Raw genomic sequence first — 15,770 nt, forward strand, 5'->3', positions numbered from 1 at the left:
TTAAGCTCCTAAAATAGCTGTGATATCCTCAAATACTTTTTCCATTGGCTGTGTACCATCTACAGACTTAAGAATACCCTTGCCATTATAATAATCAATAAGTGGCTGTGTCTGATCATGATAAACATCAAGTCTCTTCTTAACTGTTTCTGGCTTGTCATCATCTCTGAGAACAAGATCGCTGCCACATGAATCACAAACGCCTTCCTTTTTTGGTGGAATAGAAACGATGTGATATGTTGCACCACAGTTAAGACAAGCTCTACGACCTGACATTCTGTTGATAATGTTTTCATCTGGAACATCTACATCGATTGCATAATCCATTGACTGACCAATTTTAGTAAGTGCAGCGTCAAGAGCCTCTGCCTGTGGAATAGTTCTTGGGAAACCATCTAAAACAAATCCGTTTTTAGCATCATCCTGTGCAATACGGTCCATAACGAGATCACATGTAAGTTCATCTGGAACAAGCAAACCCTGATCCATGTATTCCTTTGCCTTTTTACCAAGTTCTGTCCCGTTTTTTATGTTAGCACGGAATATATCACCTGTAGAAATGTGAGGAATAGAATACTTGCTGGCAATCTGCTTTGCCTGTGTTCCTTTGCCTGCACCAGGTGCACCTAACATAATAATCTTCATATCATAAACCCTCCTGGATAGATGTATTTTTCTCTATAAACACCTAAAGAGATACACAGTATTCTGCGTATCCCTTAGATGAACTAATGACTATTTGTCATTTAAAAATCCTTTGTAATTACGAACCATCATCTGTGACTCTACCTGCTTAAGTGTTTCAACGATAACACCAACAATAATGATAATTGAAGTACCACCGAAAGAAACGCTTGCGCCAACCAAGCCATTAAAGATGAGTGGAAGTAATGCTACGATTGCAAGTCCAATTGCACCAATAAAAATAATGTGCTGTAAGATACCTGTTAAATAGTCTGAAGTTGGCTTACCAGGTCTGATACCAGGGATAAATCCACCAGATCTCTTAAGATTTTCAGCAATCTCAAGAGGATTGAAAGTAATCTCTGTATAGAAATAAGCAAATCCAATAATTAAAAGAACATATACAAATGCTCCTATTGAATTTACCCAGTTTCCTGGATTGAACCAATTTGACTGATTCATAGCATTTAATACTTTACCCCAGAATCCTGTAACACCGTTCTTTGCGAACAACTGAACAAGCATTATAGGTGTCTGAAGTAATGATTGAGCGAAAATAACCGGGATAACACCTGCTGTATTAACCTTCATAGGAATAACAGACGAGTTACCTCCTACCTGTCTTCTGCCCTGAATTTTATTGGAATACTGTACTGGAATACGTCTTTCTGCACTCTGTAAGATTACAACGAACACAACAAGCGCAACAATGATAGCGGCAATAATAACACCAGCAAGTGTTGCTTTTGCAATTGTTCTACCAGACATAAACTGCTCATAAAGCTTTGTTAAATCAGCTGGAATACGGCTAATGATATTGATAGTAAGAACTATAGAAATACCATTACCAATACCCTTTTCTGTAATTCTCTCACCGATCCACATAAGAACAGCAGAACCAGCTGTAAGAGAAGCAACTACTAAAATAACATAAAGTGGGTTATAAGCTACAAGATATCCACTTCTTCCAAAACCAATTGCCATTGCAATTGATTCACCAAGTGCCAAGGCAATAGTAAGATAACGTGTTATCTGTGTCATCTTTTTTCTGCCCGCTTCACCATCACGCTGCATTTCTTCTAACTTTGGAAATGCAATTGTAAGCAACTGCATTATGATAGAAGATGTAATGTATGGTGTAATGTTCAGCGCGAAAACTGACATTGATGAAAAAGAACCACCAGTGATTGAATCAAAGAAATTCAATGCACTGTCACTATCCGCGAAGAGACTGCTAAAGGCACTGCCATTGATGCCAGGCACTGGAAGCAAGCTTCCAAGCCTAACAACAATAAGCATCAAAAATGTAAAACCAATTCGTCTTCTTAAATCTTTGATTTTAAAAGCATCGCGTAGTGTTTGAAGCATTAGATCACCTCAACTGTTCCGCCTAAAGCTTCAATTTTTTCTTTTGCGCTAGCGCTGAATGCATTAGCCTTGACATTAAGCTTCTTTGTAAGCTCTCCGTTACCAAGAATCTTAACGCCATCACGAGGGTTCTTAATGATACCGCACTCGATAAGTGTATCAACAGTTACAGTAGCACCATCATCAAATCTCTCTAAATAAGAAACATTGATACCAACGATTTCCTTTGTATTTCTATTCTTGAAACCACGCTTAGGAAGACGTCTGTATAAAGGCATCTGTCCACCTTCGAATCCAAGTCTAATGCTTCCGCCAGAACGAGCCTTCTGTCCCTTATGACCCTTACCAGCAGTCTTGCCATTTCCTGAACCGTGACCACGGCCTCTTCTGAAATTATCGCTGTGCTTTGAGCCTTCTGCTGGCTGTAAGTTAGATAAATCCATTATGGCACCTCCTTCTATTAAATTTCTTCAACTTTTACTAAGTGATTGACCATTCTAAGCATTCCGCGAACGCTGTCGTTGTCAGGAAGCTCAACAGTCTTATTGACCTTTCTAAGGCCAAGTGCTTCTACAGTCTTCTTGTTCTTTGGAACAGCACCGATTGTAGACTTTACGAGTGTTACTCTTAACTTCTTCTCTGCCATTTACCTTTCCTCCTTAAGCAAGAATGTCTTCAACCTTCTTGCCACGAGCCTTAGCTACTTCTTCAGGTGACTTAAGAAGCTTAAGTCCTTCGATAGTAGCAAGAACAACGTTCTGCTTATTTGATGATCCAAGTGACTTTGTACGGATGTTTCCGATACCTGCAAGCTCACATACGGCACGAGCTGGACCACCAGCGATGATACCAGTACCTTCTGGAGCCTTCTTAAGAAGTACAGAAGCGCCTGTGTGCTTACCCTGAATATCGTGTGTAATACTGTGGTTGTCATCAAGCTTAACTGTGATAAGCTTCTTCATAGCATCTTCCTTACCCTTGCGGATAGCTTCTGGAATTTCAGCTGCCTTGCCAAGTCCAGCGCCAACGTGTCCGTTCTTATCGCCTACTACAACAAGAGCTGTGAAACGCATGTTACGTCCACCCTTAACAACCTTTGTTACACGCTTAATTTCTACAACCTGCTCAGTTAATTCTAACTGGCTAGCGTCAATGATTTCACGTTTCATGTGTTCTCCTCCTAGAATTCTAATCCAGCTTCTCTAGCTGCATCTGCTAAAGCTGCAACCTTGCCGGCATAAATGTAACCACCTCTGTCGAAAACGACTTCCTTGATTCCCTTTTCCTGTGCCTTCTTAGCAATAACAGTACCAAGCTTTGAAGCAGCTTCTACGTTATTTGTCTTTGCAAGATCTGCCTTAACGTCAGCGTCAAGAGTAGATGCTGAAACGAGTGTATTTCCACATGTGTCATCGATAACCTGAACGTACATGTGATTATTGCTTCTGAACACTGCTAAACGAGGTCTTTCTGCAGTACCGGCTAGAGTGTTACGAAGTCTTCTATGCTTTGTCTGGCGAATTACTGATCTAGATTTTTTACTTACCATTATACATTCACTCCTTTACTTATTTCTTACCGGTCTTACCGACTTTACGTCTAATAACTTCATCAGCGTACTTAATACCCTTACCCTTGTATGGCTCAGGTCTTCTCTTATCTCTAATGTTGGCAGCGTACTGTCCAACCTTTTCCTTGTCGATACCCTTGATGATAATTTTATTTCCGTCAACAGTTGACTCAACACCCTCAGGATCTTCCATCTCTACTGGGTGAGAATAACCAAGGTTAAGAGTAAGCTTGTTTCCAGCCTTAGATGCTCTGTAACCAACACCGTTAACCTCAAGAGTCTTCTCATAGCCTGCTGTAACACCAACAACCATGTTGTTGATAAGTGTTCTTGTAAGACCATGTAAAGACTTCATTTTCTTTAAATCATTAGGTCTTGTAACAACGATTTCTTCACCCTCAAGCTTGATATCCATCTCTGATGGAAGTGTTCTCTCAAGAGTGCCCTTAGGACCTTTTACAGTCACATGATTATTTTCTGCAATATCAACTGTAACACCAGCTGGAACTGCGATTGGCATTCTTCCTATACGTGACATGCCCGTACCTCCTTAATATAAACTGTATGTCCGGCTTCTATAACCGGGTTATACTTTAGGTAAATTAGTAACTAATGGTTTGGTCTGATTACCAAACGTATGCAAGAACTTCGCCACCAACCTGAAGCTTACGAGCTTCCTTATCTGTGATGATGCCCTTGTTTGTAGAAAGGATAGCGATACCAAGACCACCTAAAACGTATGGGATATCGTCCTTACCTGCGTAAATACGAAGACCTGGCTTAGAGATTCTCTTAATACCAGAAATAATCTTCTCGTTCTTGTTTGCACCGTACTTTAATGTAACACGGATATCCTTGAAGTTACCATTATCAACGATGTCGTACTTTGTGATAAATCCTTCATCAACAAGAATGTCTGCAATTGCAATCTTCATCTTTGATGCAGGAACATCTACTGTATCATGTTTTGCAGTATTTGCATTACGGATTCTTGTAAGCATATCTGCTATTGGATCACTCATTGTCATGATGCAATTTCCTCCTAATTATCAATCTGTGCTCGCTTAATTACCATGAAGCTTTCTTAACGCCAGGAATCTGTCCCTTGTAAGCTAATTCACGGAAACATACTCTACAAATACCATACTTTCTAAGGTATGCATGTGGACGACCGCAGATTTTGCAGCGGCTATATTCCTGTGTAGAAAACTTAGCTGCGCGCTGCTGCTTAACTTTCATTGACTTCTTTGCCATAACTTTCCTCCTATGCTTCCTTAGCGAAAGGCATATTGAATAAACGAAGTAATTCTCTAGCCTCTTCATCTGTCTTAGCTGTAGTTACAAAGATGATATCCATACCACGAGTCTTGTCAATCTTATCGTACTCGATCTCTGGGAAGATAATCTGCTCCTTGATACCAAGTGCATAGTTTCCTCTTCCATCGAAGGAATTAGGATTTACACCTCTAAAGTCACGTACACGTGGAAGTGCAAGGTTGATGAGACGATCTGCGAACTCATACATCTTCTCACCACGAAGTGTAGTCTTGCAACCGATTGCCATACCTTCACGAATCTTGAAGTTAGCAACTGAATTCTTAGCCTTTGTTGTAACTGCTTTCTGGCCTGTAATCTTTTCCATATCATTAACTGCAGACTCAAGAAGCTTTGCATTGTCCTTTGCTTCGCCAACACCCATGTTGACAACGATCTTTTCGATCTTAGGAACTTCCATAATATTCTTGTATCCGAACTTCTCTACCATTGCTGGTACGATCTCATTAAGATACTGATCTTTTAATCTACTCAACGAACTGTTCTCCTTTCTTCAATTAGTCAATCACTTCGCCAGTCTTCTTAGCGAAACGGACTTTCTTATCTCCGTCCATCTTGAAGCCAACGCGTGTAGGCTGACCGTTATGAAGTAACATAACATTTGAAGCATCGATAGGAGCTTCCTGCTCGATGATACCGCCTGCCTGGTTAGCCATGCTAGGCTTAACATGACGCTTAACCATGTTAACACCTTCAACTGTAACAGTGTTATTCTTCTTATCTACTGCGATAACCTTACCTTCGTTATTTACATCGCCACCAGCGATGACACGAACTGTATCGCCCTTTTTAATCTTCATAGTTGCCATTTACTCTTCCTCCTACAATACTTCTGGAGCGAGAGAAACAATCTTCATGAACTGCTTCTCACGAAGCTCTCTAGCTACAGGTCCAAAAATACGAGTTCCTCTTGGAGTCTTGTCATCCTTGATGATGACTGCAGCATTTTCATCAAACTTGATATATGAACCATCTTTACGACGGGCACCCTTTACTGAACGAACAACTACTGCCTTAACTACATCACCCTTCTTTACAACGCCACCTGGTGTTGCATCCTTAACGGTAGCAGTAATAATGTCGCCAATGTTGGCATATCTTCTTGTAGATCCACCCATAACACGGATAACAAGGATTTCCTTGGCACCAGTATTATCAGCTACCTTTAATCTACTTTCCTGTTGTACCATTATAGTAGCCTCCTTTAATTATTTTGCTCTCTCGATTACTTCAACGAGTCTCCATCTCTTATCCTTAGAGAGTGGTCTTGTCTCCATAACCTTTACTGTATCACCGATGTGAGCATCGCCGTTCTCATCGTGTGCCTTAAGCTTATATGTCTTCTTAACGATCTTGTTGTAAAGTGGATGCTTTACATTGTCACGGATTGCAACAACGATTGTCTTATCCATCTTGTCGCTTACAACAACACCTGTACGTGTTTTTCTTAAGTTTCTTTCCACGTTTTTGTTCTCCTTTCAAAAACTTCCGATTCTTTTTTACGCGTTCTTCTCAGCTTCTGTGATAACAGTCTGAATACGAGCGATGTTACGACGAACCTCGCGAATTCTTGCTGTGTTATCTAACTGGTTTGTAGCATTCTGGAATCTTAAGTTGAAAAGTTCTTTCTTAGCTTCAACGAGCTGAGCATTAAGCTCTGCTACTGAAGTATTCTTTAAATCTTCTACGTACTTTGTATTCTTCATTATGCTTCACCGCCTTCTAAATCCTCACGGGAAACTATCTTGCACTTGCAAGGAAGTTTGTGTGTAGCGAGACGAAGTGCTTCTCTAGCAACTTCCTCAGATACTCCTGAGATCTCGAATAATACACGGCCCGGCTTAACAACAGCTACCCAATATTCAAGTGTACCCTTTCCTGAACCCATTCGAGTTTCAGCAGGCTTTGCAGTAACAGGCTTGTCTGGGAAAATCTTAATCCAAACCTTACCACCACGCTTAATGTAACGTGTCATAGCGATACGAGCTGCTTCGATCTGATTTGACTTAATCCAAGCTGGCTCTGTTGCAACGATACCATACTCACCGTATGAAATCTTATTTCCTCTTGAAGCTTTTCCAGCCATGTTCCCACGGAACTGCTTTCTATGCTTCGCTCTCTTTGGCATTAACATATTACTGAGCTCCTCCTTCCACATTCTTCTTCTTTGGAAGTACTTCACCCTTATAGATCCATACCTTTACGCCAACCTTACCATATGTAGTGTCAGCTTCAGCAAATCCATAATCGATATCAGCACGGAGTGTCTGAAGTGGAATAGTACCTTCATTGTAAGACTCGCTACGCGCCATATCAGCACCACCAAGACGTCCTGAACAGCTTGTCTTGATACCCTTGATACCAGTCTTCATTGCACGACCCATGCAAGACTTCATTGCTCTACGGAATGATACACGGTTCTCAAGCTGACCTGCGATGTTCTCAGCAACGAGCTGTGCATCACGATCTGGTCTCTTGATTTCCTTGATATCTACAACAAGCTTATCGCTTGTCTGCTTTTGGAGCTCTGTCTTAATCTTGTCGATTTCAGCGCCGCCCTTACCGATAACAACGCCTGGCTTTGCTGTGTAAACAGTAACCTTTACACGACCTGCAGCTCTCTCGATTTCAATCTTTGAAACGCCTGCAGCATAAAGCTTCTTCTTAAGAAACTTTCTGATATTATAGTCTTCAACTAAGTAGTCTGAGAAGTTCTCGCCCTCAGCATACCACTTAGAATCCCAGTCCTTAATAACACCGACTCTTAAGCCATGAGGATTAACTTTCTGTCCCATGTGTTGCCTCCTTAATTTTTCTGGTCAAGCACGATTGTGAGGTGGCTCATTCTCTTTTCGATTCTGTAAGCTCTACCCTGTGCTCTTGGTCTAATTCTCTTCATTGTAGGTCCCTTGTTTGCGTAGCACTCAGCTACAACAAGATCCTTACGATCTAAGCCGTTATTGTTCTCAGCGTTTGCAATAGCAGACTTAAGTAATTTCTCTATAACACTTGAAGCGTATCTTGGATTGTACATTACGATAGCAAGAGCTGTGTCAACATCCTTACCACGAATGGCATCAAGTACGAAACAAGCCTTCTGAACTGACATTCTAGCATAAGATAACTTTGCTGAAGGTCTTGTATCCTTTACATCGTTTCTCTCACGTTTAATTTGAGATCTATGTCCCTTAGCCATGATTAAAACTCCTTTCTGTTAATTAGCGTACCTTTGACTTCTTCTCGTCCTTACCGTGACCTCTGTAGGTTCTAGTAGCAACGAATTCTCCAAGCTTGTGTCCAACCATATCTTCTGTAACATATACTGGAACATGCTTTCTACCGTCATGTACTGCAATTGTATGTCCAACCATCTGTGGGAAGATTGTAGAACGACGTGACCATGTCTTGATTACTGACTTGTCGCCGTTTGCGTTCATAGCTTCAACCTTCTTTAATAAGCTTGCATCAGCAAATGGTCCTTTTTTTAATGAACGTGCCATGTGTATCCTCCTTATTTGATAGCTCTACCATCGCGTCTTCTTACGATGAGCTTGTTAGACTGCTTGTGCTTCTTTCTTGTCTTGAGACCAAGAGCTGGCTTGCCCCAAGGTGTGCATGGACCTGGACGTCCGATAGGAGCGCGGCCCTCACCACCACCATGTGGATGGTCATTAGGGTTCATAACAGAACCACGAACTGTAGGTCTGATACCCATGTGTCTCTTACGACCAGCTTTACCGATCTTAACAAGGTTGTGATCACCGTTACCGATTACACCGATAGATGCGCGGCAGTTAAGAGGTACCATTCTCATTTCGCCTGAAGGAAGACGAAGTGTTGCATACTTTCCTTCTTTAGCCATGAGCTGAGCTGAGTTACCAGCTGAACGAACGAGCTGTCCGCCACGACCTGGATAAAGCTCAATATTATGAATAAGAGTACCAACTGGAATCTTCTCAAGTGGTAAGCAGTTACCAACTCTAACTTCAGCTTCAGCACCGTTCATAACTGTCATGCCGTCTGTAAGACCAGCTGGAGCAAGGATGTAAGCCTTCTCGCCGTCTGCATAGCAGATAAGAGCGATGTTAGCTGTTCTGTTTGGATCGTACTCTACGCCGATAACCTTTGCAGGAATTCCATCCTTATTTCTCTTGAAATCGATAAGTCTATATTTCTGTCTGTTACCGCCACCATGATGTCTAACGGTAATCTTACCCTGATTATTACGACCAGCGTGCTTCTTGAGTGAAACAAGAAGTGCCTTCTCTGGAGCCTTCTTTGTGATCTCAGAGAAATCAGAACCAGTCATATTTCTTCTCGAAGGTGTATATGGGTTATATGTCTTAATTCCCATTTTTGTTCTCCTTTCAAAAACTCGTTTATTATCGCGCTCGACTGCGCATAAAATTATTTATCAGCTATATTTTAAAGTCCTGAGAAAATCTCGATATCTTTGCTATCAGCTGTAAGCTGAACGATAGCCTTCTTTGTCTTTGCTGTCTTTCCGAAAGTCATTCCACGTCTCTTTGTCTTACCATCAGCGTTCATTGTGTTAACTGATGAAACCTTAACTCCGTCGAACATCTTTTCAACAGCTTCCTTAATCATAGTCTTGTTAGCTTCTGGATGAACTAAGAAAGTGTACTTCTTTTCAGCCATAGCGTTCATAGACTTCTCTGTGATTACAGGCTTAAGGATTACGTCATAGTACTGTACGTTTGCCATTATGCATACACCTCCTGAATCTGATCAACAGCAGCCTTTGTTACAACTACTGTGTTGTACTTAAGGATGTCATATACGTTGATTGTGTTTGTAAGGGCAGTCTTTACTGTAGGGATGTTCTTTGCAGACATAACTACGTTCTGATCATTTGTATCAAGAACTATGAGAGCCTTTTCAACGTTAAGGTTTGTAAGAACCTTTGCGAAATCCTTTGTCTTAATAGAATCAAGCTTAAGCTCGTCAACTACGATGAACTTGTTCTCGTTAACTGCAGAAGTGAGAACTGACTTAAGAGCTGCTCTCTTTTCCTTCTTGTTAAGCTTGAATGAATAATCTCTTGGTGTTGGAGCGAATACTACGCCACCACCTGTCCACTGTGGAGATCTTGTAGAACCCTGTCTTGCATGACCTGTTCCCTTCTGTCTCCAAGGTTTTCTACCACCACCTGAAACCTCAGAACGTGTCTTAGCCTTCTGTGTTCCCTGACGGTTATTTGCAAGCTGCTGGACAACTGCCATGTGAACTAAATGCTCATTAATCTCAACTGCGAAGATGCTGTCGTTAAGATCCATGGTGCCAACTTCTTTGCCTTCCATATTGTATACGGATACTTTAGCCATCGCTAAGTTCCTCCTTTCCTATCGTAAGATTACTTTCCTGCTTTAACTGACTCTTTGATTGTTACAAGAGACTTCTTTGGTCCTGGAACAGCACCCTTTACTAAAAGCAGATTGTTTTCAACGTCAACACGTACAATCTCAAGATTCTGGATTGTAACTCTTGTTCCGCCCATCTGACCAGGCATTCCCTTGCCCTTGAATACACGGCTAGGTGATGAACATGCACCATTTGAACCCTGATGTCTGTGGAACTTAGAACCGTGAGCCATAGGACCTCTGTGCTGGCCTAATCTCTTGATAGCGCCCTGGAATCCCTTACCCTTTGAAGTAGCTGTTGCATCAACCTTGTCACCAGCTTCAAAGATGTCAGCTTTGATTTCCTGAGCAAGTGCATAATCTGCACAATTATCAAATCTAAACTCTCTAACAAATCTCTTTGGCTCAACACCAGCCTTATCGAAGTGACCCTTCTCAGGCTTGTTTACGCCATTGCGATGAATGATTTCTTTGCGTCCGTTAGCATCCTTATTAACAAGCTTAACCTTCTTGTCAACAAAGCCAACCTGAACTGCATCGTAACCGTCGTTTTCTACTGTCTTAATCTGTGTAACAACACATGGACCTGCAGAAAGTACAGTTACAGGAATAAGCTCGCCGCCTTCGTTGAAGACCTGAGTCATTCCGACCTTTGTAGCTAAAATAGCTTTCTTCATTTTTCTTACCTCCATTTTCTACAGCGGAACGCTTCGTGCCCTATTTAATATAGAGTGGGTAGCGGAACCGTTCATCCTAGAACAGTGTCATATAAGTGGAACCCGATAAGAAATCTAAGTTGCTTCTATATAAAACCATCTTGGATGTTTACTTAACTAAATGAACTCAATTATTTGTTCTTGATGCTGATTTCAACACCTGCTGGCATCTCTAACTTAGAAAGTGCTTCAACAGTCTTCTGTGTTGGATCAATGACATCAATCAATCTCTTATGAGTTCTCTGCTCGAACTGCTCACGAGAGTCCTTGTACTTATGTACAGCTCTAAGAATTGTAACAACTTCCTTCTTTGTTGGAAGAGGTACTGGACCACTAACCTGTGCTCCGTTCTTCTTAACAGTCTCGATGATTTTCTTGGCAGATGAATCTACTAACTCATGATCATAAGCCTTGAGTGTGATTCTCATAACTTGATTTGCCATAAAAAAAGTCTCCTCCTTTTTCGTTTTTCTGATTTCTGAGAAAAATCGAACAAGTGGCGACTGTACACTTACCCGTGTGTATCATAGATTTAAACTCAAAGTTTGAACCTAAGTTCTCACACGTCGTCTCCGCGAATGCGGACGGTTTTCTGTTGTACAGTGACTTGTCGTCAGTTTCCTAACTTGACATTCGCTCCACGGAAAACCAACTCGTAATTGAGTTGCAACCTCACGCTTCATAGCTATCATGTCACAGCAAGTAATAATATACACGGGAGAGTCCATATATGCAAGAGAAAGATGAAAATAATTGTACTTTATTTAGTACAATCCAAAAGAGCACTACATGTTGTGGTTTTATTATAATATCGAAACTATTAGTCATTGAACATTGACAATTCTCAAGTATAATATCGGAGTGAAGGTTGTGAAATGCTTCATCAGTCAGCTGCGCTGACAGCTTCTCATTTTGGAGAAGCTTCTATATATAATAGAAAGGTTATTTAAATTATGCAAGCAGCAAACAATTGGAAAGATTATGAAATAATAGATTGTAGCTCTGGCGAAAAGTTGGAGCGTTGGGGCGAGTATGTTCTTCTTCGTCCTGATCCACAGGTAATATGGAACACTAAAAAAAGCTCTCCTTATTATAAGAAGCTAAACGCTCATTATCATCGTTCAAATAAAGGTGGTGGTGAATGGGAGTTCTTCGATTTGCCTGAGCAGTGGACCATCAGTTATCCTATCTGCGATAAGAACCTAACATTTAATCTGAAGCCTTTTGCTTTTAAGCATACTGGTCTGTTTCCAGAGCAGGCTGTCAACTGGGATTGGTTTTCTTCTATTATAAATAAGGAAATAAAAGAAAAGAATCGTCCTGTAAAGGTCTTAAATCTTTTTGCATACACAGGCGGTGCTACACTTGCAGCTGCCGCAGCTGGTGCTCAGGTCACACATGTGGACGCGTCAAAAGGAATGGTTGGCTGGGCTAAGGAAAACGCTGTTTCATCTGGCCTTGGTGATGCTCCTATCAGATGGCTCGTGGATGACTGCAGAAAGTTTGTGGAAAGGGAAATCCGCCGCGGCAATAAATACGATGGAATTATAATGGATCCTCCTTCATATGGTAGAGGTTCTAAAAACGAGGTTTGGAAAATCGAAGATGATATCTTCCCATTTATTGAACTCTGCGAGCAGATACTTTCGGATGACGCCCTTTTCTTCCTTGTTAATTCATATACAACTGGACTTCAGCCTGCAGTTTTAAACTATATGATAAGCACTGCACTATTAAAGAAGCATCCTGGTACAGTTACAGCTGATGAAATAGGTCTTCCTGTTACAGAGTCAGGGCTTGTACTTCCATGTGGCGCAAGCGGACGATGGGTACGAAATTAATATTTTAATTTTTATTTAGAATAATCTACACACTATTCGTAATACATTAATATAGAAGGAAAATATGTTATGACTGAAACAACAATGAATCCACTCGGCACTGAACCAGTGGGAAAACTACTTAGGAAGTTTGCCATTCCTAGTATTATAGCCATGCTTGTAGGCTCACTTTACAACATGGTTGACCAACTCTTCATTGGAAACTTTGTAGGACCTCTCGGAAATGGAGCAACAAATATCCAGTTTCCATTATCAATACTTAATGTTTCAATAGCACTTTTATGCGGAATTGGTTCAGCTTCCACATTCAATCTAGCCATGGGACGTGGTGAGACAAAACGCGCCGGTTATTATATAGGAAATGCTGTTTCTTTAATGCTTTTAGGTGGACTTGTTCTCACAGTTGTTACAGAGCTATTTTTAGAGCCTATCCTTATTGGTTGTGGTGCTACTGAAAACATTTTACCTTATGCGGTGGAGTACTCACGCATTTGTGCACTTGGCTATCCACTTTTTATTTTATCAGCCGGCGGTGCTCATATCGTCAGAGCCGATGGTAGTCCTAATATGACCATGGCAATCAATATGACTGGTGCTATTATTAACACCGTCCTTGATTTTCTTTTTGTAGCTGTGTTCCACTGGGGAATGACAGGAGCTGCTGTGGCAACCATTATCGGTCAATACATTGCAGGAATTATGGTACTTGTTTACCTTACGAAATTTAAAACTGTTAAGCTGGAAAAGAAGCATTTTGTTTTAAACGGACATATGATTGCTGCTGTTATAGCCCTTGGCGCAGCACCTTTCATCAATCAGATTGCCATGATGATTGTTCAGATTGTTATGAATCATGTGATGGGATATTATGGCGCAAAATCCATCTATGGAGCTGATATTCCTATTACCTGCGCTGGCATTATTTCAAAGGTTACAGGTATATGTTTTTCATTTATCATTGGTATTTCTCAAGGATTGCAGCCAATCGTTTCATTTAACTATGGAGCTCAGAATTATAAGAGAGTTAAAGATGCTTATTTACTTGCAACAAAAATTGCTGCTGTTATAGCTATTGGAAGCTGGGCATGCTTTCAGATATTCCCTAGACAGTTAGTTTCGATTTTTGGTTCCGGTTCTGATTTATACTTTGAATTCTGTACTAAATATTTCAGAGTCTTCCTATTTGGTATTTTCACATGTTTCCTGCAGCCACTTGCATCAAACTTCTTTACATCAATAGGAAAGCCTTACAAGGGTATTTTTATGTCTCTTACTAGACAGGTGCTTTTCCTTACACCACTTATTTTATTGTTACCTCTATTCCTTGGATTCAATGGAGTACTTTTTGCAGGACCAATTGCAGATGCGCTTTCGTTTACGATTTGTTTGATTCTTTTGGTTAGAGAATTTAGGAGAGATGAGTTTAGGACCGCTAGGTAGTAGCCCTCATCCGTCAGCTGGCGCTGACACCTTCCCCCTGAGGGGGAAGGCAACACCTCATCCTTCCCTTGCTGGCCACCTTCCCCTAGCGGGGAAGGCTTTTTTATTTGCAGATTATTTGGTTGCGACCGTTTGCTTTTGCTTCGTATAGGTTTGCGTCGGCTCGCTTTAAAAATTCGTCGATGTTTTCTCCTGGTATGAGTGCTGTCAGGCCAAATGACATTGTAATTTGCTGATTAGAATTTGGAATCCAAATAGTTCTAACTTCACTCATTATAATTTCCAAATCACGTCGTGCTATTTCAAGTTCAAAATTCTCAAATATAAGCAGAAATTCCTCACCACCCCAGCGTGCAGCAAAGCCTTTTGCTACCATTCCAGCTTTTAATTTATCTGCTACTCTTTTTAAAACATAATCTCCCATTTCATGATTGAATGTATCGTTCACTTTTTTAAAGAAATCTATGTCTGAAATACATACACAGTATTTTGTACCTCTTTCTAATGCATCAACTCTAATTTCTTCAAGTTTCTTATCTGCATATCTTCTGTTGTACAATTCAGTAAGGGCATCGTAGTTTACCAATGTCTGAATAGCTCTAGCCATTCGTTTTCCATCATTTGCAAGAACCTTTATTTCATCATCTTCCTGGGTCAGTTCCCTAGGCATTGCAACGTCGAATTCTCCATTTGCGAGGCTGTCTATATATTTATTCATTTTGGAAATTCTTTCAGCCAGCTTCTTATGGAAATATGCCATGATGAAACCAATAAAGAGTGCCGAAACTATACATACTATGAACACAGGTCCTGTGTAGATGAACATTTCTCGTTTTACAGATTCTTTAGACCTGCTTACACCTACCATTCCACTTATCTGCCCCTTATCATCCTTTATTGGTCTATAAAAGGCGCAGCTTTTTACGTCATAGATAAGGACGTTTTCATAGAATTTGCTCTGGCCCGCTTCTAGAACATCATTTTTTACTATAACAGAGGCATTTGTACCTATTGCACGATTTCCTTCTGCATCCTTAAGTGTAGTAAGCAAGCGCACGTCATTGTAAAAAATCGTAATATCGATTTCAAGCTTTTTACCCAGTTCATCAAGTAAGGTGGTCTCGCCATTTATGGGCTGCTCACCCTTGTACATTTCAAGGACACCATCACCATTTGCATCCTCTGCCCAATATTCACCTACATATACTGTATCGAAAACATACATCGCTAAATCTGCATCTCTAATAAGCTCTTCTTCGGCTTTGTCAGCGGTGATAGTATATAGGCCACTCACACTGAAGCTAACAATTATTGTAGTCATAATTGCAAGGGGAATTAGAGTGATGCGAAGCATTTGATTTTTTAGACTGTTGGATAATTTTTTTTGTGACATGATAATCACCTTTTTCTAAACACCTGGGTACACACCTCATCT

Annotated in this window: 26 protein-coding genes; 2 read left to right on the top strand and 24 right to left on the bottom strand. The window is 40.7% G+C overall.

Features of this window, described 5'->3' with window-relative positions:
- From BLV53_RS03455 to rpsJ, 23 genes are all read right to left on the bottom strand, one after another.
- Complete coding sequence (locus BLV53_RS03455) at positions 1–645, bottom strand: adenylate kinase (protein ID WP_090297120.1); 645 nt, start codon at positions 643–645, stop codon at positions 1–3.
- Positions 646–735: 90 nt separating this feature from the next.
- Complete coding sequence (secY, locus tag BLV53_RS03460) at positions 736–2,052, bottom strand: preprotein translocase subunit SecY (RefSeq protein WP_090297123.1); 1,317 nt, start codon at positions 2,050–2,052, stop codon at positions 736–738.
- Positions 2,052–2,495: a 50S ribosomal protein L15 gene (gene rplO / locus BLV53_RS03465; RefSeq protein WP_090297126.1), complete on the bottom strand. Its 444-nt coding sequence runs from the start codon at positions 2,493–2,495 to the stop codon at positions 2,052–2,054. Before rplO ends, secY begins: the two co-directional genes overlap by 1 nt.
- Before the next feature lie 17 nt (positions 2,496–2,512).
- Complete coding sequence (gene rpmD / locus BLV53_RS03470; protein ID WP_015548343.1) at positions 2,513–2,698, bottom strand: 50S ribosomal protein L30; 186 nt, start codon at positions 2,696–2,698, stop codon at positions 2,513–2,515.
- Positions 2,699–2,711: 13 nt separating this feature from the next.
- A complete protein-coding gene (gene rpsE, locus BLV53_RS03475; RefSeq protein WP_015548344.1) occupies positions 2,712–3,221 on the bottom strand; it encodes a 30S ribosomal protein S5 in 510 nt (169 codons plus the stop codon).
- 11 nt (positions 3,222–3,232) lie between these two features.
- A complete protein-coding gene (gene rplR / locus BLV53_RS03480; protein WP_028242192.1) occupies positions 3,233–3,601 on the bottom strand; it encodes a 50S ribosomal protein L18 in 369 nt (122 codons plus the stop codon).
- A gap of 19 nt (positions 3,602–3,620) precedes the next feature.
- A complete protein-coding gene (rplF, locus tag BLV53_RS03485; RefSeq protein ID WP_090297129.1) occupies positions 3,621–4,160 on the bottom strand; it encodes a 50S ribosomal protein L6 in 540 nt (179 codons plus the stop codon).
- 88 nt (positions 4,161–4,248) lie between these two features.
- The gene (gene rpsH, locus BLV53_RS03490) at positions 4,249–4,650 is read right to left on the bottom strand and encodes a 30S ribosomal protein S8 (RefSeq protein WP_090297132.1); all 402 of its coding nucleotides are present in this window, start codon (positions 4,648–4,650) and stop codon (positions 4,249–4,251) included.
- 40 nt (positions 4,651–4,690) lie between these two features.
- Positions 4,691–4,876 (bottom strand): type Z 30S ribosomal protein S14, encoded by a 186-nt coding sequence (locus BLV53_RS03495; RefSeq protein WP_015548348.1) that lies wholly within the window; start codon positions 4,874–4,876, stop codon positions 4,691–4,693.
- A gap of 10 nt (positions 4,877–4,886) precedes the next feature.
- A complete protein-coding gene (rplE, locus tag BLV53_RS03500; protein ID WP_028234422.1) occupies positions 4,887–5,432 on the bottom strand; it encodes a 50S ribosomal protein L5 in 546 nt (181 codons plus the stop codon).
- 22 nt (positions 5,433–5,454) lie between these two features.
- Positions 5,455–5,766 carry a 50S ribosomal protein L24 gene (gene rplX / locus BLV53_RS03505; protein ID WP_015548349.1) on the bottom strand — a complete coding sequence of 104 codons (312 nt, stop codon included), beginning with the start codon at positions 5,764–5,766 and terminating at the stop codon, positions 5,455–5,457.
- 12 nt (positions 5,767–5,778) lie between these two features.
- On the bottom strand, positions 5,779–6,147 hold the full coding sequence (gene rplN / locus BLV53_RS03510) for a 50S ribosomal protein L14 (protein ID WP_090297135.1): 369 nt from the start codon (positions 6,145–6,147) through the stop codon (positions 5,779–5,781).
- An 18-nt stretch (positions 6,148–6,165) separates the two neighbouring features.
- The gene (gene rpsQ / locus BLV53_RS03515) at positions 6,166–6,420 is read right to left on the bottom strand and encodes a 30S ribosomal protein S17 (RefSeq protein WP_028234423.1); all 255 of its coding nucleotides are present in this window, start codon (positions 6,418–6,420) and stop codon (positions 6,166–6,168) included.
- A 36-nt stretch (positions 6,421–6,456) separates the two neighbouring features.
- Positions 6,457–6,663: a 50S ribosomal protein L29 gene (gene rpmC / locus BLV53_RS03520; protein WP_015548351.1), complete on the bottom strand. Its 207-nt coding sequence runs from the start codon at positions 6,661–6,663 to the stop codon at positions 6,457–6,459.
- A complete protein-coding gene (gene rplP / locus BLV53_RS03525; RefSeq protein WP_033153074.1) occupies positions 6,663–7,091 on the bottom strand; it encodes a 50S ribosomal protein L16 in 429 nt (142 codons plus the stop codon). The genes rpmC and rplP overlap by 1 nt, the downstream gene beginning before the upstream one ends.
- Before the next feature lies 1 nt (position 7,092).
- A complete protein-coding gene (gene rpsC, locus BLV53_RS03530; protein WP_090297139.1) occupies positions 7,093–7,752 on the bottom strand; it encodes a 30S ribosomal protein S3 in 660 nt (219 codons plus the stop codon).
- Between the two features lie 11 nt (positions 7,753–7,763).
- Positions 7,764–8,153 (bottom strand): 50S ribosomal protein L22, encoded by a 390-nt coding sequence (gene rplV, locus BLV53_RS03535; protein WP_015548354.1) that lies wholly within the window; start codon positions 8,151–8,153, stop codon positions 7,764–7,766.
- 22 nt (positions 8,154–8,175) lie between these two features.
- A complete protein-coding gene (gene rpsS, locus BLV53_RS03540) occupies positions 8,176–8,457 on the bottom strand; it encodes a 30S ribosomal protein S19 (protein WP_090297141.1) in 282 nt (93 codons plus the stop codon).
- An 11-nt stretch (positions 8,458–8,468) separates the two neighbouring features.
- Positions 8,469–9,311, bottom strand: coding sequence for a 50S ribosomal protein L2 (gene rplB, locus BLV53_RS03545; RefSeq protein WP_090297144.1), 843 nt, complete (start codon positions 9,309–9,311; stop codon positions 8,469–8,471).
- 71 nt (positions 9,312–9,382) lie between these two features.
- Positions 9,383–9,682, bottom strand: a complete 300-nt coding sequence (gene rplW / locus BLV53_RS03550) for a 50S ribosomal protein L23 (RefSeq protein WP_090297146.1) — start codon at positions 9,680–9,682, stop codon at positions 9,383–9,385.
- On the bottom strand, positions 9,682–10,302 hold the full coding sequence (rplD, locus tag BLV53_RS03555; RefSeq protein ID WP_090297149.1) for a 50S ribosomal protein L4: 621 nt from the start codon (positions 10,300–10,302) through the stop codon (positions 9,682–9,684). Before rplD ends, rplW begins: the two co-directional genes overlap by 1 nt.
- 29 nt (positions 10,303–10,331) lie before the next feature.
- Positions 10,332–11,015 carry a 50S ribosomal protein L3 gene (gene rplC / locus BLV53_RS03560; protein WP_015548359.1) on the bottom strand — a complete coding sequence of 228 codons (684 nt, stop codon included), beginning with the start codon at positions 11,013–11,015 and terminating at the stop codon, positions 10,332–10,334.
- 170 nt (positions 11,016–11,185) lie between these two features.
- Positions 11,186–11,497, bottom strand: a complete 312-nt coding sequence (gene rpsJ, locus BLV53_RS03565; protein ID WP_015548360.1) for a 30S ribosomal protein S10 — start codon at positions 11,495–11,497, stop codon at positions 11,186–11,188.
- Between the two features lie 510 nt (positions 11,498–12,007).
- On the opposite strand from rpsJ, the gene BLV53_RS03570 reads away from it, so the two are divergent.
- Positions 12,008–12,895, top strand: a complete 888-nt coding sequence (locus BLV53_RS03570) for a class I SAM-dependent methyltransferase (protein WP_090297152.1) — start codon at positions 12,008–12,010, stop codon at positions 12,893–12,895.
- Positions 12,896–12,964: 69 nt separating this feature from the next.
- Complete coding sequence (locus BLV53_RS03575; protein WP_090297156.1) at positions 12,965–14,335, top strand: MATE family efflux transporter; 1,371 nt, start codon at positions 12,965–12,967, stop codon at positions 14,333–14,335.
- 103 nt (positions 14,336–14,438) lie between these two features.
- Here BLV53_RS03575 and BLV53_RS03580 read toward each other — a convergent pair whose 3' ends face one another.
- Positions 14,439–15,728 carry a diguanylate cyclase domain-containing protein gene (locus tag BLV53_RS03580; RefSeq protein ID WP_090297158.1) on the bottom strand — a complete coding sequence of 430 codons (1,290 nt, stop codon included), beginning with the start codon at positions 15,726–15,728 and terminating at the stop codon, positions 14,439–14,441.
- Positions 15,729–15,770: the final 42 nt, after the last annotated feature.

Origin of the sequence: Pseudobutyrivibrio sp. ACV-2 (genome assembly GCF_900107545.1) — a bacterium.
Lineage (GTDB): Bacteria > Bacillota > Clostridia > Lachnospirales > Lachnospiraceae > Pseudobutyrivibrio.